Here is a 24,855-nt window from a genome sequence, read left to right on the forward strand (position 1 = left end):
TTTAGTTTTGAATCGGTTCCTCTTTCATGAATGTTCGAACTGGAACAGTTTTCGAGTGAAAAATATATTTTTACGTTCCCACGAGTGACGCGAACGCGAGTCCATCGTGTGCCACACTAACGGCACGAATCGAAATAGAACGTCGAAACTACGGTATAGAAATCGAGAGAAGAACCCGTGCCCGCAGAGTTGCGTCGCGTTAGACCGCGAGGTCGTCCGCGTGTTTGACGACTTCGACAGCTCCGGCGTCGATTGCCTCCGTGTCGAGCCAGTGTGGGACGTAGTTTCGCGTCTGGAAGTCCTCGCGCTCGTCCTCGGTTCCGATGACACACCAAAGCTGGGGTTCGTCCGGACCGTGCCAGTCGCCCTGTCGGCTGATGGAGAAGCAGACCTGTTCTTCGTCGTCGTATTCGATGATGGCGTTCTTGCGAATGCCGGGGTCCCCGTGGATGATGAGCCGCTTCATACCCGACGATTCGGAAGGCGGTCAATTAAGCGCTTCGAAGGGTGACACGCAGGGGTTCGATGCGGATTAGCTGTACGAGGAGTCGTTGGCCATGTGATAGACGATTTCGTCCGCACAGTTGACCATGTAGCTCGAATGGTTCGACCCGACCTGCGAAGTCACGCCGAACTCATTGTAGTTACCCGGAACTTCGTTTCCGTCCTCGTAGCCCGTTTCACCGAGTGCGCGGTCAAACTCTCGTGGCCAGTAGAGGTTCTGGAGCGTGCTATCGTCGTCGCTGTGGTAGTTGAACGTGGCGACGGTTTCGTTCAGGATGGCGTAGTAGGTCTCAGACCATTCCTTCGTCGGCGCTTCGTTGTCCTGTGCCGCGCCGAGGAAGTGAACACTAGAGAGCCGATAGTAGGGGTCGTCCCAGTCGGCACTCCGGTCGAGGATGCGGAGTGCGTTCAGCACGACCTGCGCACCGAGGGAGTGGCACGTGATTCGAAAGTCGCTGTTCGGACACCACGTCTTGTAGTTGAGCGCGAACTGTGCGAGGGCGTAGCCGTTCTTCTGCGCAATTTCTTGACCGGTACCAAACCCGCCCCAGTCGCCCGGGTCGTACTTGCTCGGGGCGTTCGAGTCCCACGAGAACCCGGCGACTTCGCCGCCGTAGCCCGCGCCGGTCAGATTATGGTAGGCTTCGTCGAAGTTGTTCAGCGCGCCCTTCTCGTCGTTATCGTAGCCGTGAACGTGAATCGTCAACTCGTCGGCGCAGGCGGTGTCCTGGCCGGGGACAGTCCCGTTGGTCTCGTAGTCGAATTTCGAGTAGCCGGAATTGAGGTCACCGTCGCCGTTGTAGTGGCCTCTCGTCGAGATGACCGAATAACCGTGTGCCGATGCGAGTCCGGCGGTTCCGAGAAGGCCGATTCCGGCGGTTGTCACTGCTGTACTTTTCAAATACTGTCTGCGGGTGAATCGTGTCATGGTTTGTCCGTGGTGTAGTCGTGTATTCGCCAGTCGTTTGGTGAGTCGATGCCGTCGGATGCGGTTCGTGCGCCGGTAATAAGCGATATGACCGCTGTGCGGTCAGTTACCCCGCGATCAGTCGTAGGACGGGACGTTGTTCATGTGGTAGACGACGTCGTCGCCGAGGTTGTCGAGATAACCCGAATGGTTGTTGCCGACCTGTGAAGTCACGTCGAACTCGTTGTAGTTCGGTGCGGGCGTGTTACCGCTCTCGTAGCCCGTCTCGCCGAGTGCTTGGTCGAATTCGAAGGAGTTGTACACCCACTGGAGCACGTCGTCCTCGTGGCTGTGGTAGTTGAACGTCGCCGCCGTCTGGTTGGTGATGGCGTTGTAGGTGTCGATCCACTCTTGCGTCGGTGCCTCGTTGTCCGTCGCACCGCCGAGGATGTGCGTCGAGTACACCTCGTGGCCGTTGTCGTTCCACCACGAAGTCACGTCGAGGGAGCGAAGCGAACTCAACAACACCTGCGCGCCGAGCGAATGACTGGCGAATCGAAGTGTCGCGTTCGGGCAGTAGTATTTGAGATACACTGCGAACTGCGCAAGTTTCACGCCGTTTTTCTGCGCAACGTCCTGTGCGGTTCCCCAACCGAAGTCGGCGCTGCCGCTGTTCACGTCATTGTCCCACGAGTAGCCGATGACGGTGCCGTTGTATCCGGCGGCTTCGAGGTTGTTTTTCGCCGAGAGAAACTTGTCCTTCGCGTCCTGTTCGGGGTTGTCTCCTTTTTTGTGCCACCCGTGGATGAACACCGTCAGGTCGTTCACGTGCGAAGTATCGACGCCTGGAACGTCGCCCGTCGTATCGTAACTCGTCTGTGTCTCGCTCGCGACGAGGTTTCCGTCGTCGTTGAAATGGCCGCGCGTGGATACGATCGGAATTCCGTATCGCTGTCCACTCACACTCCCCACGCCGAGTGTCGTGAGTCCGGTCGCCGCAACGCCTGTCTGCTTGAGAAATCGCCGTCGATTAACGTTTGTCATGGTAACTACAACCATAATCATCCACTATAATAGCTTATAAACTTTTATTTTTGTAATAGAATGAAATTATCTCATACGGATGGATATATAGTCACGAACTCGTGCTATCGGATTCGAAACCAAACGGGTTTTAAGCACCGGGGCGCAAGTCGTCCGTAAGGTCGATATCTATGCAGATGCCACGACGCTTTAACACGTACTGTCCGCATTGCCATTCCCATCACGAACACGAAGTCGAGAAAGTTCGAACCGGTCGTCGAACCGGAATGAAGTGGGACGCCCGCCAGCAGAAGCGCGGTAAAGCCGTCATCGGTAACGCTGGTGGCTTCTCCAAAGTTCCCGGTGGGGACAAACCGACGAAGAAAACCGACCTCAAATACCGTTGCAGCGAGTGTGGCAAAGCCCATCTCCGTCAGGGATGGCGAGCTGGCCGACTCGAATTCCAGGAGTAAAATCATGGCAGGAAACTTCTACACGGTTCAGTGCCCGGATTGCGAGAACGAACAGACGGTCTTCAGCAAGGCCGCGAGCGAAGTCAACTGCGTCGTCTGCGGTCACCGCCTCGCCTCGCCAACCGGCGGCAAGGCTGAAATCGACGGCGACGTTACAGAGACAGTAGCATCCCGATGAAATACAGTGGCTGGCCCGAACCTGGCGAACTCGTCGTCGGTAAGGTCGATGAGATAGAGGATTTCGGGGTCTTCATCGACCTCGAAGAGTACGAGGACAAACGTGGACTCGTCCACGTCAGCGAGGTCGCCAGCGGCTGGATCAAGAACGTCCGCGACCACGTCAGCGAAGGCCAAACGGTCGTCTGTAAGGTGTTCGATGTCGACGAGGGGTCACAGCAGATAGATCTCTCTATCAAGGACGTTAACGAACACCAGCGAAGCGACAAGATCCAGGACTGGAAGAACGAGCAGAAGGCCGACAAGTGGATGTCCCTCGCCTTCGGCGAGGAGATGACCGACGAGAAGTATACACAGGTCGCAAACGAACTCTACGCCGAGTTCGGAAGCATCTACGACGGGTTCGAACAGGCTGCCATCCACGGTTCGGAGGCGCTCGAAACCACCGAACTCTCCGATGAGGAAATCGATGCCCTCGTCGAGACTGCTCGTGAGAACGTCTCCGTTCCGTACGTCAACGTAACCGGCTACGTCGATCTCCGAAGTCCGGGGAAAGACGGCGTTGACGGCATCAAAGAGGCGTTGAAAGCTGCCGAAGGAAACGGCGACATTCCCGACGAAGTCGAACTCGACGTAACTTACGTGGGTGCGCCCGAGTACCGAATCAAAGTTCGCGCGCCGAACTACAAAACCGCGGAGGCACAACTCGAAGAGAGCGTCGCCCGCGCCGAAGTCGCCATGGAAGAGGTCGGCGGCACCGCCGATTTCCACCGCGAGCGACACACTGACGACGAATGAGATCCGACATCCGGCTGTGTTCTGCGTGGGAGGTAGAACACGACCGTCCGGTGTACACCCTTTCTGCGACCTGCCCGGAGTGTGGAGCAGACGCTGTAAACAGTGCACCCGCTCCGTTCGACCCGGCTGACCCTTACGGCGAGTACCGACGCGCTCTTAAGCGACGCGCCCGCGACTAAATCACATGGACGAAGTTGACATCGAAGTAGTCGCGGATCCGACGCTAGAGTCGCCAGTTCTTATCGAAGGATTGCCGGGCGTCGGCCACGTCGGGAAACTCGTCGCTGAACATCTGCTTGAGGAGAAAGAGAGCGAACTCGTCCGACGAGTGTACTCCGAATATCTGCCCCCGCAGGTGAGCGTCGAGGATGACGGTACGACCGAGTTGGTCTGTGTCGAACTCTACGCACTGACGCTCGACGGTCAAGACGTGCTCGTGCTCACGGGAGACTATCAGGCACAGGACAACGCGGGTCATTATCGTCTCACGAATGCGTTTCTCGATATCGCCGCGGAGTTCGGCGTCGAACGCATCTTCGCGCTCGGTGGGGTTCCGACGGGCGAACTCATCGAGGAGTACGCCGTGTTGGGCGCGGCGACGACCGCCGAGTTCGTCGCGGAACTCGAAGACGTGGATGTCGAGTTCCGAGAGGACGAACCCGCGGGCGGTATCGTCGGGACGAGTGGACTCCTTCTCGGCCTCGGTGGGCGACGAGGTATCGAATCCGCCTGTCTGATGGGCGAGACGAGCGGCTATCTCGTTGACCCGAAGAGTGCACAGTCGGTACTCGAAGTACTACAGGACGTGCTCGGGTTCGAGGTCGATTTCGGCTCGCTCGAAGACCGCGCCGAGGAGATGGAGGAAGTCGTTGGGAAAATCGAGGAGATGGAAGCACAGCAGAGCGCGGTCGCGACCGACGACGACCTTCGGTACATCGGTTAAAACAGCGATTTTTCCTGCCCTCTGTACACGTGGTACAGTGCGGAGGCGACGAACAACGTGAGGAAAAACCACGTCCAGAATTCGAAGTCGAGCATTCGAACCGAGAACAACTCGAACTCCGCCGCGAGCAGAACGATGGATTCCAACAGTCCCAGACCGAGATAGTACGTCGCCCACGAAACGTCGTGTTGGGGGACGATTTCCATATACACCTCGACCTCTCGGACTCGGTCTTTGAGGGTGAGTTCTTTCGACCGTTGGTCGTACTCGACGATACCGAGGTCGTCCAACTTCGGGAGGTGAGTCTGGTGGAGCGAGACGTAGACGCTCTTTCTGACGTTCCGTGGTGCCGGCGACTCGTCAGTTTCCAGCGTCGCTATATGCTCCGCGAGGTCATCGACGGTCAGCGACCCGCCGGACTCCCGAAGATGTCGAATGGCTTCTCGCCGTCTATCGTTCCGTAAGACGTTGTGAATCTGACTCTCGTCGAGTTCCTGTTCCGTCTCCGGGTCGGTGAGTTTCATGGCAGGGGACTATTGTGGCGTCTTTCGGGGAGTGTTGTTTGAATTCTCGTCAGAGTTCGTCGTTCATATAGATAATAATCTGTGAGGTATTAACTTTGTCATTGTTACCAAATATTTGAGTAGAAATAAATAACGAGTAGTACTTGGTGTATTGGGTTGTAAATGTGCCATTTTCGACTGCTTCGGCGGGAGTTTCTTTATTGTTCGTACCCTACATAAGTATCATGCCCGACTGGCTGGTCTCCGGTCTGTGGCTCTCGCTGGCGGTCGCCGTTGTCATCGCTGGAATCTTTGTCGTAGGGGCCCGCCTCTTTCCGACCCAGCAGGCAACGAACGCGACGTACGTATTCGGCGAGGGAAAGCGCCGAATCGAAATTCGCCAGTATCTGCGAGCTATCGGTGAAGATTTCGCCGAAGACCACTTCGTCGCGGGCCAGCATGTCGCCTTTTATCTCCCGGAGCGTGACGTCGCGATCACGTTCGACGCCCGGGCGTTCTTCCGCATCGAGAAATCCAGAACGTACGCGGTTCTCGTCGAACACGAGATGCCGGGGTACCATCTCGGCGACCGACTTCCATTCGAAACGCCGACGTTGGAGCAAGAGGAAGACGTGGACACGACGCGGGCCGCATTCGCCATCCTCGGCGTGCCGACGGGGGCAACCCTCGCGGAAATCAAATCCGCGTACCGTGAGAAGGTGAAAGTTGTCCATCCCGACCACGGTGGGACGCAGGAGGAGTTCCAGCGCGTCCGGGAGGCCTACACGACCGCAAAAAACCACGCGGGCTGAATCGTTTTTCTCGCGGCTTGCTTCGGTGATTAACTGACGTTTGCCACTTCGTAGGCTACGCCAGCGTCGCGAAGCGCGTCGGTGACCCGACCGACACTGTCCGAGGTTGCAACGATGACCACGTCGAGTCCGCGCTCCGCGGCCTCGGCCGCGATTTCGCCCGCGGCGAACGTCGTATCCGGTTTTATTCCCGCGGAGCGGAGAGCCACGACCGCTTCGACGCCGGTTGCGGCGAGAACCGGACTATCCCGGCAGGCCGCCGCCAGGGCCTCCGAATCGACTGCTTGGCTCCCGCCGGAACGAACCGGCGGAATTTGATACACCGTAACTCGACCGGGTTCGAGGTCGATGATACCTTCGAACTCCGTGACGCCGACTTCTGTTCCCTCGGTCGCATCCGTCGTGGTGATGCCGGTTGCCGGGCCCTCATTGCCCGGCGTCGCGTGAAGTAACCCGTCTTCGAGCGAGAGGGTTACCGTCGTTCCCTCTTCGATATCGGTCGTCGCTATCGCGGCGTCTTCCCCGACGTTTCCGAGGATGTCGTCGGTGACGTGATCCGCGAATCGGCGCACGTCGGTCGCGGATTGCAAGAGCCAATCGACGCCCTCCTTGGTCACGCTGTAGCGCGAGCGCCCTTTCTTTTCGACCAGTTCGTCGGCGACGAGTCCACGGGTGTACTCGCTGACGGCTTGGCTCGTGACGCCGACGGCGTCTGCGATTTCGCCTTGACTCACTGCCGGTTGACGGTCCGCGATTTCGGCGAGAATGCGAAACCGGGTTGCGGCACGCTTGTCCTCCAGCACGTCGGCCATATTCGGACAGTCGGGCGGGACGATAAAAACACCAGCGGTCGAGTGATTCGAGTAACCCGTTCAGCGATACTGATCGATTCGTTATTGAACGCTACTCGCACCACCATGTCGACCTTCGGATGCATTGGCGTGGTTTAGTCGAATGTCCCGAACGTCGGTAACGGTCGGTCCGGTTACGATGGTGACTCATTTTCTGTCGTGGACGACGCGGAACGCGTCGGCTTGGAGGCATACGATGAGAAGCGAAGACAGGATGACCGCCCCGATTTGAACACTCCTACGGCGAGGAGAAACCGATGCTTGTTGGCGAAAAAGTACGTGGCATCCGTTTCGAGAGAGCGTCAGGTCTATATTACGGGCCGACAAGTGATGAACCGTGGCTGCAGTCGTCCCCGACGCCCTCCCCGACGTGCTCGCGTGGTTGGTCATCGCCTCCTTCGTCGCCACCGCGGCGCTCGAGCGATACGACCGTAAAACCGCCCGTACCGTCGGTGCCGGGGCGTGGGTGCTCTTCGGCGTGTTCTGGGGCGTTCTCTTTCCCCGGTTCGCCTTCGAAATGAAGAGCTTCGTGGAGGGTGCGCTGAGCCTCGCGGCAGTGCCGCTCTGTGCCTACGCGGGCTATCAACTCTATTCCGGACGGGACACGCTGTTCGTGCTCTCCCGTGCGGTTGCAGCAATGGGCATCATTTACGTCCCGTTTTCGAGCGTCGGATTCCTTCGTCAATGGCTCGTTGAACTGGTGAGCTACCAGACGAATTTCGTCATCGAATCGCTCGGCTACAACCCCGAGTTCACGATTGCCGAGCAAAACGGCTACCACAGCGCGTTCATCTTCACGGACGAGACGGGCCACTCTTATTACACCTACCTCGTGCTCGCCTGCACCGGAATCGGGAGCATAAGCATCTTCGGCGGCCTCATCGCCGCGGTCAAGGCACCGCTTCGCCGGAAACTCAAGGCGTTCACGATCGCCGTTTCGATCATCTGGATGTTGAACGTCGCTCGAAACGTCTTCATTGCGCTGGCCTTCGGAAATCAGTGGTTCCAGTTCTTCGTTGACCCCATCATGTCGATGGTGGGCTACGGAGACCCTGGGATGGTGTCGTTTTTCATCGCCGACCGTGTGCTCTCCCAACTGCTCGCGGTGGTCGCCCTAGTCGCAATCCTCTGGCTGGTGCTCCGCGACCTGCCGGAACTGCTGACGGTCATCGAGGACGTGGCCTACCTCGTCACCGGCAACGAATACGACCTCCATCGAACGGTTCGAACCGATGGAGGACGCTGAGTTCACAGACCGGGCGGTTTTCCTTCCCGAAGCGAACGCGCTGGTCCTCGCGGATCTCCATATCGGCAGGGATGCGACATCCAGCGTTTCGCTCCCGCTCGGCGAACGGCAGGATTTGACCGCCCGGTTCGACGCGCTTCTCGACCGATTCTCACCCGAAGAGGTCGTTCTCGCGGGTGACGTGCTCCACGCATTCGACCGGCTACCGGACGAAGCGACGGAAACCTTCGCCGACCTTCGAACACTCGCCGAGGACGCCGACGCGGATTTCATCGCAGTTCGCGGAAATCACGATACAGTTCTCGACCGACTGGTCGACCCGCTCGACCACCACCGTCTCAACGACGGGACGCTGGTCTGTCATGGCCACGAGGAACCCGGCTCAGCCGCGCCGCGATACATCGTCGGCCACGACCATCCCGCGATAGAAATCGAAGGAAAGCGCCGACCCTGTTATCTGTGGGGGCCGGACACCTTCCGCGGTTCGGATGTGCTCGTGCTTCCCGCGTTCACGCGGCTTGCGAGTGGCGCGGTTGTCAACCGAATGTGGGGAAGCGACTTTCAGACGCCACTCGTCGGCAGTTCGTCCGCGTTCCGACCCATCGTCCACGACGACGAGGCGGACGAAACGTATCGGTTTCCAGCGCTCGGGAAGTTTCGAGAGATGCTGTAACGGTGGTTGACGAGGGGTCACAAATCCTCGTACACTGCGTGTGCGACCTTCCGGCCGCTCTCCATCGCGGCGTTGAGCGATGACGCTTCGGTGAAATCTCCCGCGAGATACACCGAGTCCTGACCGGTTCGATTTCCGGGTAAGCTATTGAAGATTCCGGGCGGTTGGGCGAACTGCGCGAATTCGATTCGGTCGGTGTGGAGGCGTTCGAGGTTCGGAAACGTTCGCTCGGGATACCACGCTCGGAGCGTTTCTCCGACCCGTTCGGCGAGTTCGTCGTCCGACTTGTCCGGCACGCCCAGAAACGTTGCGGAGAGCAGTTCTCGCTCGTCGGGTGCGTACTCCGGAGCCACTGCGGATAGCGGAACGATTTCGTTCGGCGCGTCGTCCGCGACGTTGAGTAGGATCCGTTTTCCCGCATCGAGCGGCGCATCGTGGGCGAAATACTGTGTCACGCAGCCGAGAGCGTCGGTCGGAATCGAATCAGCGCCGGTCAACTCACGGGCGGATTTCGGGTCGATTGCGACGACGACGGCGTCGGCGGTGATGGTTTCACCGCCGACTTCGACCTCCACCATGTCGCCGTCCACATCGACTGCCGAAACGCTTTCTCCGAACTGGATTCGTGCTCCCGCTTTCCGTGCGTTGTCGGCCAACTGCTCGGCAATCGCGCCCATTCCATCTGCCGGAATCGCGGTTCGACCGGTGGAAAGCATCTTGAACGTGAACTCGAACACCTTCTTCGAGGTCGAAAGCGACCTGTCGAGCGTGATGCCGCCGTAAAACGGCCCGGCGAAGCGAGTTCGAAACTGTTCCGAAAATCCTCGTTTGTGGAGGTATTCTTCGATGGATTCGTCGTCCCCGTCGAAAATATCGCGGTTCGGTTTCCGGGTGAGTTCCTGCCGGAGTTGCACAGTTCGAATCTTGTCTCCGATGCTCACCTCGCGGTTCGTCGCCGATTCGAACAGCGCGTGAGGGTCACGAAACGGGTCGGCTAGCACCGACCGACTACCCGGGCGGGCCAGCACCGCGCCGGGGGAAAAGTACCGCAAATCGAGTTCGTCGTAGTCGAGTTCGCGCTTCGCGGCGGGGTAGGACGTGAAGAGAACCTGAAAGCCTCTATCGAGGATAAATCCGTCCTGTTTCCGGCTTCGGACTCGGCCACCGGCCTCGTCCTCGCGTTCGAACACCTGAACGTGTACACCCAGTTTGGCGAGATGACGGGCGGCGATGAGTCCCGCGAGTCCCGCACCTGCAACGATGACGGTTGTCATAGAGGGTAGTCGTTCGTGTCGCGTAAACGTCTCTTGGCCTATCTGGTTGGGGAAGCGACCTACCGCACCGACTTGAATTCACCGACCCCACATCGATTTCACATCCTCACGAAACTGCGTCCCCTCCGGCATGTCGCCCCGCGAAAACCAGGCCACGTCTTCGATAGCGTCCTATGTTGCCTGAACATCACCGCCCGCTCCCCGCGCGACGAATCCGGCCTGCAAAACCGGCGCGAATACCGGCCCGCCATAATCGAACCGCAACGTCTCGGTGAACAGCAGGTCGGTCACTTCACAGTCGATTCCGGTTTCCTCGCGGGTTTCGCGCTCCGCGGTTTCGGCGGGTCGTTCTCCCTGTTCACCTTTCCCTCCCGGTGGTTCCCACGCGGACGTGTGTTTCGAGTCCTGCACCAACAGAACCCGCCCGTCGTCCACGACGAAGCAGACTGCGACCCACGGAAACATCTCGTCCGGCGTCACCGGGAATTCGTAGTCAGTAACCCGAATCGGGTCACGAACTCGGTGTGGAACGTCGCTCCAGCGTCTTGTCAGCGAACTGCGTAGGGTTTCTGCGCGTTCGGCAAGCAGCGATTTCACGGAGTCCAGTTCCATGGGTGACACTTATCAGTTGGGAGCAAAAGAGATGGGGGATGAACAGGGCTTAGTGCCAGCCCACGAACCACCGATTATGGAGACGACGGACGCATTCATCGGCCTGACGTGTGTGGACTGCGGCGAAACGTTCGACGCCGAGGTCGGAACCCATCGCTGTCCTGACTGTGACGGCATCCTCGACCCGGATTACGACTACGACGAAATCGACCTCTCGCGAAGCGACCTCGAATCCCGACGATTCGATACGATGTGGAAGTACGAGGAGCTGCTCCCCTTTACCCGCGACTCGGCAGTGACGATGGACGAGGGTGCGACCCCGTTAGTCGAATGCCCGAACCTCGCGGAGGAGATGGGCGTCGGGCGCGTCCTCCTGAAGGATGAGGGACGCAATCCGACCGGGACGTTCAAAGACCGCGGCCAAACGATGGCGGTGACGGCGGCGGCCCAACACGGTGCGACCGACGTAGCGCTTGCCTCCGCCGGAAACGCCGGACAGGCCGCTGCAGCCTACGCCGCCCGCGCTGACCTCCAATCGCACGTCTTCCTCCCGACGCGTGCCGGGTTCACCAACAAAGCGATGGTGAACGTCCACGGCGGCGACATGACCGTCGTCGAGGGGCGAATCGGCGACGCGGGCGCAGCCTACGCCGACGCGATGGCGGACGAAGACTGGTACTCGGTCAAGACGTTCGTCACGCCCTATCGCCACGAAGGGAAGAAAACGATGCTCTACGAAATCGCGGAGCAGATGGACTGGGAGGTTCCCGACGCCGTAGTTTACCCGACCGGCGGCGGGGTCGGACTGGTCGGCATGCACAAGGCCGCAAAGGAGTTCCGCCAGTTGGGCCTAACCAACGACCTTCCGGCGATGTACGCCGCCCAAGCGACCGGCTGTGCGCCAATCGTGAAAGCGTGGGAAGAGGGCAAGGATGTTCACGAAGCGTGGGAAACGCCGGACACCATCTGCGGCGGTATCGAGATTCCTGACCCCGGCGCGAGTCCGATGATTCTCGACGCTCTGCGCGATAGCGACGGCGGTGCGGTCGCAACCAGCGACGAGGATATCCTCAATTCCGCGGTCGCAGTCGCCCAGCAGGAAGGCCTGGAGATGGGCGCGACCTGTGCCGCCGCCGCGAGCGGCGCGTGGGAACTCGCCCAGCAGGGCGAGTTCGACGAGGATGACACCGTCGTCCTGCTCAACACTGGCGCGGGGAACAAGGACGATGACGTGCTCCGCAGTCACCTGATGGGTATGGGCGTCTGAAACGGGTCACATGGCTACCTCGCCTCGCAAAAAGGCACTGTTCGCCCTCGTCGTGGGATTCGTCGTCGTGTTTCCGATCGCGCTGTTCGTGTTCGGATACGACCTTCGGCAGAGTTTGTAGTCCTCGGTCGGATCCGCTATCGGCGTCTATATCGCGAATCGGTTCATCGTGACCGACGAATCGTAATCGAATCACGCGACCCGGTTTTCGACGGGTGGCGGCACCCAAATCCCGATGGTCTCGTGCTTCTTGCAAGTATTTCCGAGATCGCTGACGCGGTTTCGGACGGTCGATTCGAGTCGTTCCGCTCGAACCGAACGAAATTGGTTCTCAGACCCGTTTTGCCACTACTCCGAGGGTGCGGGAGTATTCGCCTCCAGCGGTTCCCGTTTACAGACGACGCGACTACGAACGGACGATGAGACACGTATCCGACCCCGAAACCCACCGTCCGAACGATTTGACGAGTATCGGAGGATATCCATGAGCGTTCTCGGACTCCCGCTCTCGACGTTTCTCGTGTTCGTTGCAACGTTCGTCGCCGGGAGTATCGGAATGATTCATTACCTCGCCGTCCACGTCGTCGGGGGCGAGTCATTCGACCGATACGAGACGGAGAGGCTATAGAATGGCGGTCAACACCGTTTATTTGGTCACCTTTGCCGCCTACCTTCTCGTCGTTCTCGCGGTCGGCGCGTGAGGCTACACCCGGACGAACGACGTGGAGGACTTCTGGGTGTACGGGCGCGACTTGGGATCGTGGCTGGCCACGTGGTCGTACGTCGCCAACTTCGTCAGCGCGGTCGCCGTCGTCGGATTCATCGGCGCGATTTACGACGTCGGCTACGCCGTGATGGCTGGCATCTCGTTCGGCCTCATGCTCGGTATCAGCTGTCTGTACTTCGTCGTCCACCGGGTTCGGGAACTGAACCACGTCACGTTCCCCGACATCATCGCCGATGTGACCGGAAAGGAGTGGTCACGTCCGGTCGCCGCCGTCGTTCTGCTCGGCAACGCGTGGCTCTACCTCATCATGCAGTTGGTCGGCGCGAGTATCCTCGTGACGACCATCACGGGCGTCCCCTACCGCTACATGGTGTGGTTTCTCGGCTTCGTGTTCATCGCCTACACCGTCATGGGTGGCTTGGTGAGTGTCGCATGGACCGATCTCCTGCAGGGAATCGTCATGTACGCGATGGTCGTGCTGGCGCTCGTCTACCTCACCTTCGACCTCGGCGGTCTCGCGTCCATCAACACGCAATTCGCCGCGCTCGACGCCGCGAACACCGCGCCCCTCGGAAACGGCGTGTACACCGTGGTTGGCATCGTCGGCTCCATGGTCGCCTTCTTCGGAACGGTGTTCACGAGTCAGAGCAACATCATCCGAATCAACGCGACGAGGGACATCAAAACCGCGAAGTTCCACCTCGCCGCCGCGGGCGTTTTGCTCGGCGCGTTCGAGGTCATCCTCGTCCTCCTCGGCGGTGCAACGAGCGTCGCGCTGCACAACGTCGGACTCGCGATTCAGAACACCGACCGTGCGTTCCCGGTGCTCATCACGGAGTACCTCCCGACCGAAGTTGGCGCGTTCATCATTCTCGCCGCGATGAGCGCCATCCTCTCGACGACGGACACGCGACTTCACGCAACCGGCGTCACGACGGCCCGCGACATCTACGGCTACTTCGCCCCGGATGCGCCCGAATCGAAGCAACTCGACGTGTCGCGCTACGCGACGATTTTCTTTGGTCTCGCGGCGACCGTCGTCGCCGTGAATCCGCCGGGAGCCATCATCAGCCTCTACGAATTCCGGGCTGTCCTGCTCACGTGTGCGTTCCTCCTTCCAGTCTACGCGGGACTCTACTGGCGCGGCGTCGCGGGCAGTGCGCTCGTCGCGTCGATGGTGTCCGGCACCGTCATCGGGGTCGCCCTCCGTCTCGCCGGGAGTCCGTTCGGCGTCGCTCCGACCATTGCCGGTGTCGGCGTGGGAGCGCTGACGCTTGTCGGTTGGCACGTACTACTGGCGGACGGAACGAAAGAAGCGGTTTCGTCGGCTGATTAGAGCAGGTCGTTTGCGACCAGTCGCTCGACGGCTTCCTCGATTCGACCGAGATCTGCCGCGTAGGAAATCCGCGCGTAGCCCGGCGCGCCGAAGGCGCTTCCTGGAACCGTAGCGACGTGGGCCTCTTCCAGCGCGTCCTCACACCACTGCTGGTCGTCGTCGGAAACGGGCAACATCAGGTAGAACGCTCCATCGGGTGTTCGAACGTCAACATCGTTCTGTTTCAGTAACGCGACGAGGCGGTCTCGACGCTCGTGGAACGCCTCGACCATCTCGCTGACCTCTATCTCGGTGTTGCGAAGGGCTTCGACGCCTGCACGCTGGACGAAGTTCGTCGCTGAGGAAACCGAGTGTGAGTGGAGTTTCGCGGCCTGTGAGACCAGTTCCTCCGGTCCAGCGAGGTAGCCGAGTCGCCAGCCGGTCATCGAGTAGGCTTTCGAGAAGCCGTTTATTGTGACCGTGCGCTCGTACATGTCGTCGAGCGTCGCGAGACTCGTGAGTTCGACGCCGTAGGTGATCTTCTCGTAGATCTCGTCGCTGATGACGGTCACGTCGTGTTCGACCGCCAAATCGCGGACACCTTGCAGTGCGGTGTCGGAGTAAACCGCTCCGGTCGGGTTCGACGGCGAGTTGACGATGAGCAGTTCGGTGTCATCGGAGATGGCATCGCCGAGGTCGTCGAGGGCGGGTTCGAGTTGGAAATCGTGCGGTGCGAGGTCAACCCGAGTGAGGTCGCCGTCCGCAAGTTTCACCATCGCCTCGTAGGAGACCCACGCCGGGTCGAGGAGGACGACTTCGTCGCCGTCGTCTACGAGCGTCTGTACGGTTTCGTAGAGCGCCTGTTTCGCGCCGGGCGTGACGATGACGTTGTCCGCTTCGTACTCCAACCCGTCGGCTTGGAGCTTTTCCGCGACTGCCTCGCGGAGTTCCGGAACCCCCTTCGACGGCGGGTAGCCCGTGTGGCCGTCTTCCATCGCCTCTTCGCCCGCTTCCACGATGTTTTCGGGCGTCGGGAAATCCGGTTCGCCCACGCTCAGGTCGATAACGTCCTCGCCCTCGGCTTCGAGTTGTGAGGCGAGACTGCTGATTGCGAGCGTTGCGCTGGGTTCGACGCGCTGAATTCGGTCTGAAAAGTTCATAGTCATTAGAGTTCCTCCACGAGGTCAACTGCTCCTTCGACCGCCTGTGCGCCAGCGCCGATACGTTCGCGGGCCTCCGCTCCCGACATCCCCGGGCCGATGATACCGAGCGTGACGGGCTTGTCACGTTCGAGGCTCACGTCGGTTAGTTTCTGCGTGGCGGCGGTTGCGATGACCTGGTCGTGGTCGGTGTCCCCGGTGACGATGGCTCCGAGCACCGCAACGGCGTCGATGTCGTCCCTCCGGGCGAGTTTGTCCGCCGCAAGGGGCGAGTCGTACGCCCCGGGGACGTGTAGCGTTTCGACTATCTCTACGTCGTGCTCGGCGGCAGCTTCGCGTGCCGACGCCTCCATCTGCTCCGTGACCGTCGCGTTGAATTCCGCGACGACGAGACCGAGCGTTACCATGTGTGGCGGGAGGCCAGCGCGACTAAAAGAACTACCGCTCTCCGCAACGCTTGTATCCCTCCCCCGTATTGAGCAAAAACAATGAGTTTAGGCGAACGCCCCTTTTCTGCGTGGGCACCCCGAAACCGGGCGCTTTCCGGCCTTCTCGCTATCACGGTGTTGTCGATAGCGCTCCGCCTCTTCGGTCTCGGTTCGAGGGTCGCTCACTGGGACGAAGCCCGAGTTGGATATTGGATTCTCCGCTATCAGAAAACCGGCGTGTTCGAGTATCACGCGGTCATCCACGGGCCGTTTTTCCCCCAAGTGAACAGCATCCTCTTTCAGTTGTTCGGCGCGAGCGACTTCATGGCGCGGCTTCCAGTCGCGCTCATCACCGGCTTGCTTCCGCTTGCCGCATGGCTCTACCGCGACCATCTCTGCGAATCGGAGATGGTCGCCCTCGCGCTCTTTCTCGCTGTGAATCCCATCCTGCTCTACTACTCGCGATTTATGCGGAACGACGTGCTCCTCGCGGCGTTCATGCTGTTCGCGCTCGGATTTTTCCTTCGCGCGCACGCGACCGGAAAGGCTCGCTACCTCTACGCCGGAACCGCGGCGATGGCACTCGGGTTCACGACGAAGGAGAACGTCCTGCTCTACCTTCTCTCGTGGGTCGGTGCGGGCGCGCTGTTGCTCGACCACCGACTGTTCCTCGCGCGCAATCATGAACGAGGATGGACCGGCGTATTCATCGAGTACGCAAAGCGGGCGGGACGCGGTATCTCGCGATTCGCGCCTCACATCCTCCTCTGCCTATTCGAATTTTTCGCCATCATCGTCTATTTCTACGCACCGCGGGCGCGCGGCGTCGAAGGGCCGGGGCTCTGGAAGGCCGTCGGCAATCCGTCGATGTTCGGTGCGGTCATCTCGGAAGCGACGGTGGGGTCGTGGGCGGAACTCAATAACCAATGGGTCAAGAGTCAAGGGCACGCCTATCTTCCCTACTTCGAACACTTCGTTTCCGTGCTCGAACAGGGCGCGCTTCCACTGCTCGTCTTTGCGGTGATCGGATTCCTCGCGGCACGATACGTGGACGAGCGACCTCGTGACCTCGTTTCGTTCGCATTCTACTGGGGTGCAGTCGGCATTCTCGGCTACCCGCTCGTGACGGACATCAAAGCGGGATGGGTCACCGCCCACGTCGTCGCGCCTCTCGCCATCCCGGCGGCAGTCGGTGTGGCGCTCCTCTACCGCTGGGGTCGTGAAGCGTACGAAGACGACGACGATACGGGAACCGCGGCCGCCGCGCTCGTGGCCCTACTCGTGGTTGCGCAAGTCGCGTTTCCAGCGGTCAATTTCGTCTACATGCACCCGCAAGACCATCAGGTTCCGGGCATGTTCGGCGGCCAGCAGGACAACTACCTCGTGCAGTTCGGCCAACCGGCCGACGGAATCGGCCCGACGCTGGAGAAGATGCAGGCCGTATCGAAGGCAAATCAGCAGGGGACGGACGTGCTGTACTACGGCTACGTCAACGAACAGAGTAGCTACATCTTCTACGTCCCCGACGAGAGCGACAACGATTACTGGAAACCTGCAAACGGGTGGTACAATCGATTGCCGCTGCCGTGGTACACCGAACTGGCGGACGCGAACGTCGATAGCACGATGCAGAACGAAACCCTCGAAAATCGAAAACCCCCAGTCGTTATCAGCCGAACCGAGAAGCAACCCGACCTCGACAAACATCTGCCCGGATACGTGGCGTACGACCACGAACTCACGCTGTACGGGAGCGAGACGACGGTGTACATCAAAAAGAGCGCGCTCCGAAACGCAGATATGTCTGCATAATCGTGCATATTCTCGGTTGGGGTTGGCAAATTTTATGCACTCACAGCCATAACTCGCGGATGACATGGTTACGGCTTCACCGCCAATTCTCGGCGTCGTCGGTGGCGGACAACTCGGTCGGATGCTCGCGGAGGCTGCCTCCCCGCTCGGCGTCGAACTGGTCGTTTTAGACCCGACGCCGGACTGTCCTGCATCCTCGGTCGCACGGGAGCAGATCGTCGGTGGCTTCGATGACGAGGACGCGATTCGGGAACTCGCGGAGACGGCAGACGCGTTGACGTTCGAAATCGAACTCGCCGACCCGGATGTTCTCGAAGCGGTCGAGGAGGAGTACGGCGTGCCGGTGCATCCCGACCCGGCCACCTTGCGGATGATTCAGGACAAACTCGTCCAGAAGCGCGCGCTGAAAGAGCAGGGGATTCCGGTGCCCGACTTCCGCCCCGTGGACGACCGCGACGACCTGTTGGCGGCGGGGGAGGAGTTCGGCTACCCGATGATGCTGAAAGCCCGAAAGGGCGGCTACGACGGGCGCGGAAACGTTCCCGTCGAATCGCCGGACGACGTGGATTCCGTCCTCGACGAAGTCTCGGGCGAGTTGATGGTCGAGCAGTTCGTCCCCTTCGAGCGCGAACTCTCGGTAATCGCGGTCAAAGGAGACGACGAGATTGCCACCTTCCCGGTGGGTGAGAACGTCCACGAGGACGAAATCCTGCGCGAAACCGTGGTTCCCGCTCGCGCATCGGAACCGGTGCGCGAGCGAGCGGAGGACGTCGCGCGCGACGTTCTGTCGGTGCTGTCCGGACGCGGTGTGTACGGAATCGAACTGTTCGAGGGTGAGGACGGTGCGATTTCGGTGAACGAAATCGCACCGCGACCCCACAATTCGGGCCACTACACCATCGAGGGTGCGCTGACGTCGCAGTTCGAACAGCACGTTCGCGGTGTGTTCGGCTATCCACTCGGGGCGAATGACCTCCGAAGTCCGGTGGTGATGTCGAACATCCTCGGGGACGTTGCGGAAAGCCAACCCGCAGACCTCTCCGGCGTGGACGAGGTGCTTTCCACTCACGGCGCGTCGTTCCACTGGTACGGCAAGCATCAGGTTCGCCCGCTTCGAAAGATGGGCCACGTCACCCTCGTCGGCGGGTCGTTCGCGAACGACTCGCCGACCGATGAGGCGTCGGCAGTCGAATCATCGACTGCCGACCTGCTCGCAGATGCACGCTCGCTCACAGACACACTCACATTCCAATGAAGAACGCAGACTCAGTTCAGCGACTCATCGAACAGTTCGAAGCCGAGGCGGAACGCGACCGTGACCCGGAAGCGACCCCCGAGGTCGGAATCATCATGGGAAGCGACTCCGATTTGGACGTGATGTCGGGTGCCTACGACGCTCTCACCGCGCTCGGGTTCGAGGAAGCAACCGACTACGACGACCCGCCGGAAGCACGGTTCACCTTCGAAACATACGTCGTTTCGGCCCACCGGACGCCCGATTTGATGTACGCCTACGCGAAGACGGCGGAAGCCCGCGGCTTGGATGTCATCATCGCGGGCGCGGGCGGCAAATCCGCCGACCTGCCGAACATGACCGCGTCGCTTGCTTACCCACTTCCGGTCGTTGGGGTTCCAGTACAGGAAAAATCGGTTTCGTCGGTCATCGGGATGCCGACCGGCGCACCGATCGTCGCGGTGGATGCGGGCAAGTCGTTCAACGCCGGTCTCTCGGCGGCGCAGATACTGGCCCGTGAACACGACGACATCCGGAAACAGTTGGTTGCGTATCACGACGAGCTACAATCCAGCGTCGGAGAGGTATCGATAAAACTGCACGAAAGCGGAACCCAGGGTTTCCTGGACGAATCCTAACTTCCCCTTTTTCTGTCTATTCCGTAGCGGTGGAGAATTTCGGCCGTCGCAGGAAACGTGACGTTACGGAAAAGAAAGCGTCAGTTGCCACGAGACGGTTCAAAGTGGCCCTGACTGCCCGGAATCGCAAGAATCAACGCTTATAGGGGTGCGCTCACAAAACACCGCCTGCTAGGAGAATACCGGTATGAATCCATGGGTAGCCATTGGCGCGCTGGCTCTGGTGGGACTTGCAATTCCATTGAGTATGATGGTAGTTTCGAGTCTCCTCAGACCAACCGTGCCAGAACAGGGAAAATCCGCCACCTACGAGAGCGGTGAAATTCCAACCGGGACGACGCGCATTCGGTTCAACATCCAATACTATATGGTTGCGCTGTTGTTCGTCGTCTTCGACATCGAGACTGTCCTCATCTTCCCTTGGACGGTCATCTATCGCAACGCCATCGAAGGTGGCGTCAGCCTTGCGACGGTGCTCGCTCCGATGTTGGTCTTCATCGCGGTTCTCGTCGTCGGCCTCGTTTGGGCCTGGCGTAACGGTGCGGTGCGGTGGGTTCGGAGCCCCCGCGGAACGCAACGGAGAGTGGAACAATGAGCAACGAACCACGGGAATTTATTCAGGGTAGCACAGCACCCCAGACCAAAACTCGTGAGGCCCGAATGGGCGATGGCGTCGATAACCGCTTCAACTCGAAACTTCGAGAAGCGTTCGGCGCATCCCCGTTCATCCTCACGAAGTTCGACAAGTTCATGAACTGGGTACGGGGGTCGTCGATGTTCATGCTACAGTTCGGTATCGCCTGCTGTAGCATCGAGATGATGCACACCTATGCGGTCAAACACGACTTGGATCGTTTCGGTTCAGGTGTGCCGCGCGCATCGCCGCGACAAGCCGACGTGATGATCGTCCCCGGGACGATCGTCTCGAAGTTTGCGCCGCGGATGAAGCGCGTCTACGACCAGATGCCGGAACCCAAGTTCGTCGTGAACATGGGTTCGTGCGCCATCAGCGGCGGTCCGTTCCAAGAGGGATACAACGTCATCAAGGGCGCGGAGGAGGTCATCCCGATCGACATTCACGTCCCCGGATGTCCGCCACGCCCGGAGGCACTCGTCTACGGCGTCGTGAAACTGCAAGAGCGCGTCGCCAACGGAGAAACCAGTCCGGTGACGGTCAAACCGTACGAACTGGAGCAGTTCGGCGACTTGGAGCGAGACGAAATCGTCGACAAGTTGTCGAAGGAAATCGACGAGGACGACCTCGTCATGCGCTATAACTGGGCTGATTCACCATGAGCTCGCAAGAAGTTCCCGCAGTCGAAGGCGTCGATGGGGACGAACTCGCCGAACTGCTCAGTGACCACGTCATCGGGCGCGAGGAACATCTGAACGCGCCCGGGTTCGTCGTTCGCCCCGACGAAGTGGAAGACGCACTCAGAACGCTCCGCGACGAGGCTGGATTCGACCACCTCTCGATGCTCACGGCACAGGATTACGAAGACCGCTACGAGAGCATCTACCACCTCAAAAAGTACGACGACCCGACGCAGGAAGCGAGCGTCGTCGTTCCGACGCCGCTCGACGCGCCGACACACCAGTCGGCGGAACCCGTATATCGCACGGCGGAGTGGCACGAACGCGAAGCGTACGACCTCGTCGGAATCGACTACGAGGGCAACCCCGACCTTCGTCGGATTCTGTTGCCCGAGACGTGGCAGGGTCACCCGCTGTCGCGGAACTACGACCAAGACCAGCCACAGATCGTCTCGTTCAACGAGCACAAAAATCCGATTCAGGAAGACCACCTCGACGAGGAGTCGGACACGATGTTCCTCAACATCGGTCCACACCACCCGGCAACGCACGGTGTGTTACACCTGAAGACGACGCTCGACGGCGAACAGGTCGCGGACGTTGACCCGGACATCGGCTATCTCCACCGCTGTGAGGAGCAGATGGCCCAGAACGGAACGTACCGTCACCAGATTATGCCGTACCCCGACCGCTGGGACTACGCGTCCGCCGGCCTGCTCAACGAGTGGGCGTACGCGCGCGTCGCCGAGGACTTGAACGACCTCGACGTGCCGGAGTACGCACAAATTATCCGGACGATGGGTGCGGAACTCTGTCGTATCGCATCGCATCTGCTGGCACTCGGGACGTTCTGTCTCGACATCTACGGCGACTTCACTGCTATCTTCATGTACGCGATGCGTGACCGAGAAATCGTCCAGAACATTCTGGAAGACCTCACCGGTCAGCGCATGATGTTCAACTACTTCCGCCTCGGCGGTGTCGTCTGGGACATTCCGGAGCCGCGCGAGGAGTTCTTCGAGAAGATTCACGACTTCTTGAACGACCTCCCGCCAACGCTCGAGGAGTACCACGACCTCATCACGAGCAACGAAATCTTCCAGATTCGAACCATCGACACGGGTGTCCTCGAACCGGACGTTGCCAAACAGTACGGTGCAACCGGACCGATTGCCCGAGCGTCGGGCATCGACTACGACCTGCGTCGTGACGACCCGTACGGCTATTACGACCAACTCGACTGGAACGTCGTCACCGAAGACGGCTGTGACAACTACGCGCGACTGCTCGTTCGGATGCGCGAGGTCGAGGAATCGGCGAAAATCATCGAGCAATGTGTCGAACTGCTCGAAGACTGGCCAGAAGACGAACGCGAGATTCAGTCGAACGTGCCCCGGACGCTCAAACCGGAAGCGGACACCGAAGTGTACCGCGCCGTCGAAGCGGCGAAGGGTGAACTCGGTATCTACATCCGCGCGGACGGGACGGACAAACCGGGCCGGTTCAAGATTCGCAGTCCGTGCTTCTGTAACCTGTCGGCACTCGGCGAGATGTCCAATGGGGAGTACATCCCCGACCTCGTCGCCACCCTCGGCAGCCTGGACGTAATTCTCGGGGAGGTCGATCGATGAGCTTCGTTCCGCTACAGGGACAAAGCCCGGTCGTTCTTCCGGAACAGATCGCTCGCGCGCTGTTCGGGAACAACCCTGCCGCGTGGCAGGAACTGCTATCGGCGCTCATCGGCGCGGCCATCATCGGCACCATCATGATGACGATGACGGCGTTCGCCGGTCCGTGGGCGAAACGAAAAATCACGGCGGCGTTCACCGACCGGATTGCAGTGAACCGTGTCGGGCCGTTCGGACTGCTCATCATCATCGCGGACGCAGTGCGACTGCTCGGCAAAGAACTCATCATTCCGGACGGCTCGGACCGTCCGGCCTACGACCTCGCGCCAATCGTCATGGCGTCGTCGGCGCTGCTCGGTTTCGCGGTCATCCCGATGGGTTCCCTTTTCGGCATCAATCTGCAACTCGCTGATCCCGAGACGGGGCTGGCGTACGTGTTTGCCGTCGCATCCATCGCCACGCTCGGCGTGACGATGGGTGGCTACGCGTCGAACAACAAATACTCGCTGCTCGGCGCGCTTCGTGCGGTGGCACAGAACATTGCCTACGAGATTCCGCTCGTCGTGACGGCGGCCTCCGTCGTCATCTTCACGGGGTCGCTTCAGATGAGCCAAATCGTCGCCCAACAGCAGGAGACGCTGATTTCGATCGGTGGCTTCGGCATCCCGGCATGGTACGCGTTCGTTAACCCGTTCGCGTTCGTGCTGTTCATGGCGGCGAACCTCGCCGAAATCGGCCGGAACCCGTTCGACATCCCGGAAGCACCGACGGAAATCGTTGCAGGATACCAGACCGAGTACTCCAGCGTGTACTTCGTGCTGTTCTACCTCGGTGAGTTCCTGCACATCTTCCTTGGCGGTGCCATCATCGCCACCGTCTTCCTCGGTGGCCCCGACGGCCCCGCTTCCGGGTCGATCGGCTTCATCTGGTTTACCGTCAAAATCTGGGCTGTGTTCCTGTTCACGCAGTGGGCACGTTCGGCAGTGCCGCGTGTTCGTATCGACCAACTCATCGAAATCGGTTGGAAGGGCATGCTCGTGCTCTCGTTCGCAAACTTGGTTCTCACGGCCGTTATCGTGGGAGTGATGCTATGATCGGACTACTCAAAGGAATGGCAACGACGATGAAGCACGCACTGGACGGGTCTACGTTCACGGTCGAATATCCCGACGTGGCACCCGAAGTCAGTCCGCGCTTCCGCGGCATCCACAAGTTCAGCCAAGAGCGCTGTATCTGGTGTCGCCAGTGCGAGAACGTCTGTCCGAACGACACGATTCAGATCGTTCAGGACGACCAGCGCAACGGCGAGCAGTACAACCTCCACGTCGGGCAGTGTATCTACTGCCGACTCTGCGAGGAGGTCTGCCCCGTTGACGCCATCCTGCTCACCCAGAACTTCGAGTTCACGGGTGACACGAAGGACGATCTCGTCTACAACAAAGAACAGTTGAAGAATGTCCCCTGGTACAAAGATATCGACCCGCTCGAATCGCGCGAACCCGACCGTTCCGCGTGGATCGGAGAGGGCGAGGGAGCAGTAGACTACCAGTAAACGCGCCCGTCTCGAAATCTTAAAAGGGCGTTTATCCAAACCCAAAGGTAACCGAAATGGCATACGAAACCATCGCGTTCGGGTTGTTCGCCGCGGTAACAGTGGTGAGTAGCTTGGGCGCTGTCCTGGTGCGGGACGTGTGGCATGCGGCGCTGTTGCTCGGTGTTTCATTACTGAGCTTCGCAGTCCACTACGTTATGTTGCAGGCGGAGTTCGTTGCGGCGATGCAGATCCTCGTCTATGTCGGCGGGGTTCTCATCCTCATAACGTTCGCCGTCATGCTCACACGTCATACAAGTACAGAGGAGGTGACTAACGCATGACATCGCGACCACGCATGCGTGATCCATCGACGATGCTTCCCGGCATCGTCGCAGTCGCGCTGTTTGGCGTCCTCGCCGTGGTGTTCCTCGGCGCGTCGTTCCAAAACCCAGCAGGGTTCCAGAACGGGGCAAACATCACCGCGAGCATCGGCTACGCGATGTTCAACATCGTCAGCGTTGAGGGCCAGAATATCGTCTCGAGCGAAGGGTTCCTCATCGCGTTCGAAATTATTGACCTCGTCCTCGTCGCGGCGCTGGTGGCCGCAGTGATGCTGGCCCGCCGCGAAGGCGGTGGCGTCTTCTCGCCACTCCGGACGGACGGAGGAAAAGATACGGGAGGTGACGACGAGTAATGGCCGCAATTCCAGTCCAATACTACCTGCTGCTTTCGGCCGCCGTGTTCTGCACGGGACTGTTCGGCATCCTCACGCGACGGAATGCACTGATGTTCCTCATCAGCGTCGAGCTGATGCTCAACGCCGCGAACATCAATCTCGTCGCGTTCTCACACTATCACGGCAACCTGACCGGCCAGACGTTCAGTCTGTTCACGCTGGCACTGGGTGCCGCGGAAGTCGCGGTGGGAATCGGCATCATCCTCGTGCTGTATCGTAACTTCAAGGACGTGGACGTAACCCAAGCGACGACTATGAGGTGGTAA

At 59.9% G+C, this 24,855-nt stretch carries 31 protein-coding genes; 22 read left to right on the forward strand and 9 right to left on the reverse strand.

The genetic code is table 11. From position 1 onward, the window contains the following. Window positions 1–199 precede the first annotated feature (199 nt). The 3 genes from ACN2TU_RS03030 to ACN2TU_RS03040 all read right to left on the reverse strand — a co-directional run bounded on the left by ACN2TU_RS03030 (window position 200) and on the right by ACN2TU_RS03040 (window position 2,455). The gene (locus ACN2TU_RS03030; RefSeq protein WP_435152845.1) at window positions 200–466 is read right to left on the reverse strand and encodes an HAH_0734 family protein; all 267 of its coding nucleotides are present in this window, start codon (window positions 464–466) and stop codon (window positions 200–202) included. A gap of 66 nt (window positions 467–532) precedes the next feature. Further along, the gene (locus ACN2TU_RS03035) at window positions 533–1,432 is read right to left on the reverse strand and encodes an alpha/beta hydrolase (RefSeq protein ID WP_435152846.1); all 900 of its coding nucleotides are present in this window, start codon (window positions 1,430–1,432) and stop codon (window positions 533–535) included. A 117-nt stretch (window positions 1,433–1,549) separates the two neighbouring features. Continuing rightward, entirely contained in the window at window positions 1,550–2,455 is a 906-nt protein-coding gene (locus ACN2TU_RS03040; protein ID WP_435152848.1) for a twin-arginine translocation signal domain-containing protein, read from the reverse strand. A 170-nt stretch (window positions 2,456–2,625) separates the two neighbouring features. Here ACN2TU_RS03040 and ACN2TU_RS03045 point away from each other — a divergent pair, with 170 nt between their 5' ends. Genes ACN2TU_RS03045 through ACN2TU_RS03065 form a run of 5 tightly spaced genes read left to right on the forward strand, consistent with a single transcriptional unit; the run spans window position 2,626 to window position 4,825 of the window. After that, on the forward strand, window positions 2,626–2,907 hold the full coding sequence (locus ACN2TU_RS03045) for a 50S ribosomal protein L44e (RefSeq protein ID WP_435152850.1): 282 nt from the start codon (window positions 2,626–2,628) through the stop codon (window positions 2,905–2,907). A 4-nt stretch (window positions 2,908–2,911) separates the two neighbouring features. Next, a complete protein-coding gene (locus ACN2TU_RS03050; protein ID WP_076428182.1) occupies window positions 2,912–3,085 on the forward strand; it encodes a 30S ribosomal protein S27e in 174 nt (57 codons plus the stop codon). Beyond that, a complete protein-coding gene (locus tag ACN2TU_RS03055; RefSeq protein ID WP_435152852.1) occupies window positions 3,082–3,882 on the forward strand; it encodes a translation initiation factor IF-2 subunit alpha in 801 nt (266 codons plus the stop codon). The genes ACN2TU_RS03050 and ACN2TU_RS03055 overlap by 4 nt, the downstream gene beginning before the upstream one ends. Then, complete coding sequence (locus tag ACN2TU_RS03060) at window positions 3,879–4,061, forward strand: RNA-protein complex protein Nop10 (protein WP_435152854.1); 183 nt, start codon at window positions 3,879–3,881, stop codon at window positions 4,059–4,061. The genes ACN2TU_RS03055 and ACN2TU_RS03060 overlap by 4 nt, the downstream gene beginning before the upstream one ends. A gap of 5 nt (window positions 4,062–4,066) precedes the next feature. Further along, window positions 4,067–4,825, forward strand: a complete 759-nt coding sequence (locus ACN2TU_RS03065; protein ID WP_435152856.1) for a proteasome assembly chaperone family protein — start codon at window positions 4,067–4,069, stop codon at window positions 4,823–4,825. On the opposite strand, the gene ACN2TU_RS03070 is transcribed toward ACN2TU_RS03065, so the two are convergent. Then, window positions 4,822–5,349, reverse strand: coding sequence for a DUF7344 domain-containing protein (locus ACN2TU_RS03070; protein ID WP_435152858.1), 528 nt, complete (start codon window positions 5,347–5,349; stop codon window positions 4,822–4,824). The genes ACN2TU_RS03065 and ACN2TU_RS03070 overlap by 4 nt on opposite strands. Window positions 5,350–5,573: 224 nt before the next feature. Between ACN2TU_RS03070 and ACN2TU_RS03075 the strand changes: the two genes are divergently transcribed. Then, window positions 5,574–6,140 carry a J domain-containing protein gene (locus ACN2TU_RS03075; RefSeq protein WP_435152860.1) on the forward strand — a complete coding sequence of 189 codons (567 nt, stop codon included), beginning with the start codon at window positions 5,574–5,576 and terminating at the stop codon, window positions 6,138–6,140. 29 nt (window positions 6,141–6,169) lie between these two features. Here the strand turns inward: ACN2TU_RS03075 and ACN2TU_RS03080 are convergent, their stop codons facing one another. Beyond that, on the reverse strand, window positions 6,170–6,952 hold the full coding sequence (locus tag ACN2TU_RS03080; RefSeq protein ID WP_435152861.1) for a DUF7839 domain-containing protein: 783 nt from the start codon (window positions 6,950–6,952) through the stop codon (window positions 6,170–6,172). 376 nt (window positions 6,953–7,328) lie between these two features. Here ACN2TU_RS03080 and artA point away from each other — a divergent pair, with 376 nt between their 5' ends. Both artA and ACN2TU_RS03090 read left to right on the forward strand, forming a co-directional pair. Then, complete coding sequence (artA, locus tag ACN2TU_RS03085) at window positions 7,329–8,237, forward strand: archaeosortase A (protein ID WP_435152863.1); 909 nt, start codon at window positions 7,329–7,331, stop codon at window positions 8,235–8,237. Beyond that, on the forward strand, window positions 8,224–8,910 hold the full coding sequence (locus ACN2TU_RS03090) for a metallophosphoesterase (RefSeq protein ID WP_435152864.1): 687 nt from the start codon (window positions 8,224–8,226) through the stop codon (window positions 8,908–8,910). The genes artA and ACN2TU_RS03090 overlap by 14 nt, the downstream gene beginning before the upstream one ends. A 17-nt stretch (window positions 8,911–8,927) precedes the next feature. Here ACN2TU_RS03090 and ACN2TU_RS03095 read toward each other — a convergent pair whose 3' ends face one another. After that, the gene (locus ACN2TU_RS03095; protein WP_435152866.1) at window positions 8,928–10,184 is read right to left on the reverse strand and encodes an NAD(P)/FAD-dependent oxidoreductase; all 1,257 of its coding nucleotides are present in this window, start codon (window positions 10,182–10,184) and stop codon (window positions 8,928–8,930) included. Window positions 10,185–10,355: 171 nt separating this feature from the next. Further along, window positions 10,356–10,796, reverse strand: coding sequence for an NUDIX domain-containing protein (locus ACN2TU_RS03100; protein WP_435152868.1), 441 nt, complete (start codon window positions 10,794–10,796; stop codon window positions 10,356–10,358). 76 nt (window positions 10,797–10,872) lie between these two features. Between ACN2TU_RS03100 and ACN2TU_RS03105 the strand changes: the two genes are divergently transcribed. The 3 genes from ACN2TU_RS03105 (at window position 10,873) to ACN2TU_RS03115 (ending at window position 14,126) form a co-directional block, all read left to right on the forward strand. Then, window positions 10,873–12,063 carry a threonine synthase gene (locus ACN2TU_RS03105; RefSeq protein ID WP_435153639.1) on the forward strand — a complete coding sequence of 397 codons (1,191 nt, stop codon included), beginning with the start codon at window positions 10,873–10,875 and terminating at the stop codon, window positions 12,061–12,063. A gap of 484 nt (window positions 12,064–12,547) precedes the next feature. Beyond that, entirely contained in the window at window positions 12,548–12,691 is a 144-nt protein-coding gene (locus ACN2TU_RS03110) for a hypothetical protein (RefSeq protein ID WP_435152869.1), read from the forward strand. Between the two features lie 94 nt (window positions 12,692–12,785). Then, on the forward strand, window positions 12,786–14,126 hold the full coding sequence (locus tag ACN2TU_RS03115; protein WP_435152871.1) for a sodium:solute symporter family protein: 1,341 nt from the start codon (window positions 12,786–12,788) through the stop codon (window positions 14,124–14,126). On the opposite strand, the gene ACN2TU_RS03120 is transcribed toward ACN2TU_RS03115, so the two are convergent. After that, a complete protein-coding gene (locus ACN2TU_RS03120) occupies window positions 14,123–15,271 on the reverse strand; it encodes a pyridoxal phosphate-dependent aminotransferase (RefSeq protein WP_435152872.1) in 1,149 nt (382 codons plus the stop codon). The genes ACN2TU_RS03115 and ACN2TU_RS03120 overlap by 4 nt on opposite strands. Then, entirely contained in the window at window positions 15,271–15,672 is a 402-nt protein-coding gene (gene ribH / locus ACN2TU_RS03125; protein WP_435152874.1) for a 6,7-dimethyl-8-ribityllumazine synthase, read from the reverse strand. The genes ACN2TU_RS03120 and ribH overlap by 1 nt, the downstream gene beginning before the upstream one ends. Before the next feature lie 81 nt (window positions 15,673–15,753). Between ribH and ACN2TU_RS03130 the strand changes: the two genes are divergently transcribed. The 11 genes from ACN2TU_RS03130 (at window position 15,754) to nuoK (ending at window position 24,855) form a co-directional block, all read left to right on the forward strand. Next, window positions 15,754–17,505 carry a flippase activity-associated protein Agl23 gene (locus ACN2TU_RS03130; protein ID WP_435152875.1) on the forward strand — a complete coding sequence of 584 codons (1,752 nt, stop codon included), beginning with the start codon at window positions 15,754–15,756 and terminating at the stop codon, window positions 17,503–17,505. A gap of 64 nt (window positions 17,506–17,569) precedes the next feature. Beyond that, window positions 17,570–18,760 carry a 5-(carboxyamino)imidazole ribonucleotide synthase gene (locus tag ACN2TU_RS03135; RefSeq protein WP_435152877.1) on the forward strand — a complete coding sequence of 397 codons (1,191 nt, stop codon included), beginning with the start codon at window positions 17,570–17,572 and terminating at the stop codon, window positions 18,758–18,760. After that, window positions 18,757–19,377: a 5-(carboxyamino)imidazole ribonucleotide mutase gene (gene purE / locus ACN2TU_RS03140; protein ID WP_435152878.1), complete on the forward strand. Its 621-nt coding sequence runs from the start codon at window positions 18,757–18,759 to the stop codon at window positions 19,375–19,377. Before ACN2TU_RS03135 ends, purE begins: the two co-directional genes overlap by 4 nt. Window positions 19,378–19,564: 187 nt before the next feature. Next, window positions 19,565–19,972, forward strand: coding sequence for an NADH-quinone oxidoreductase subunit A (locus ACN2TU_RS03145; protein ID WP_435152880.1), 408 nt, complete (start codon window positions 19,565–19,567; stop codon window positions 19,970–19,972). Continuing rightward, on the forward strand, window positions 19,969–20,673 hold the full coding sequence (locus tag ACN2TU_RS03150; protein ID WP_435152882.1) for an NADH-quinone oxidoreductase subunit B: 705 nt from the start codon (window positions 19,969–19,971) through the stop codon (window positions 20,671–20,673). Before ACN2TU_RS03145 ends, ACN2TU_RS03150 begins: the two co-directional genes overlap by 4 nt. Continuing rightward, entirely contained in the window at window positions 20,670–22,322 is a 1,653-nt protein-coding gene (locus ACN2TU_RS03155; RefSeq protein WP_435152884.1) for an NADH-quinone oxidoreductase subunit D, read from the forward strand. Before ACN2TU_RS03150 ends, ACN2TU_RS03155 begins: the two co-directional genes overlap by 4 nt. Next, window positions 22,319–23,413 carry a complex I subunit 1/NuoH family protein gene (locus tag ACN2TU_RS03160; RefSeq protein ID WP_435152887.1) on the forward strand — a complete coding sequence of 365 codons (1,095 nt, stop codon included), beginning with the start codon at window positions 22,319–22,321 and terminating at the stop codon, window positions 23,411–23,413. The genes ACN2TU_RS03155 and ACN2TU_RS03160 overlap by 4 nt, the downstream gene beginning before the upstream one ends. Then, window positions 23,410–23,871, forward strand: a complete 462-nt coding sequence (locus ACN2TU_RS03165; RefSeq protein WP_266076142.1) for a NuoI/complex I 23 kDa subunit family protein — start codon at window positions 23,410–23,412, stop codon at window positions 23,869–23,871. Before ACN2TU_RS03160 ends, ACN2TU_RS03165 begins: the two co-directional genes overlap by 4 nt. A 56-nt stretch (window positions 23,872–23,927) precedes the next feature. After that, complete coding sequence (locus ACN2TU_RS03170; RefSeq protein ID WP_435152889.1) at window positions 23,928–24,194, forward strand: NADH-quinone oxidoreductase subunit J; 267 nt, start codon at window positions 23,928–23,930, stop codon at window positions 24,192–24,194. Further along, window positions 24,191–24,547 carry a proton-conducting membrane transporter gene (locus ACN2TU_RS03175; protein ID WP_435152892.1) on the forward strand — a complete coding sequence of 119 codons (357 nt, stop codon included), beginning with the start codon at window positions 24,191–24,193 and terminating at the stop codon, window positions 24,545–24,547. The genes ACN2TU_RS03170 and ACN2TU_RS03175 overlap by 4 nt, the downstream gene beginning before the upstream one ends. Continuing rightward, a complete protein-coding gene (nuoK, locus tag ACN2TU_RS03180; protein ID WP_435152894.1) occupies window positions 24,547–24,855 on the forward strand; it encodes an NADH-quinone oxidoreductase subunit NuoK in 309 nt (102 codons plus the stop codon). Before ACN2TU_RS03175 ends, nuoK begins: the two co-directional genes overlap by 1 nt.

This window comes from Haladaptatus marinus, from assembly GCF_051194195.1.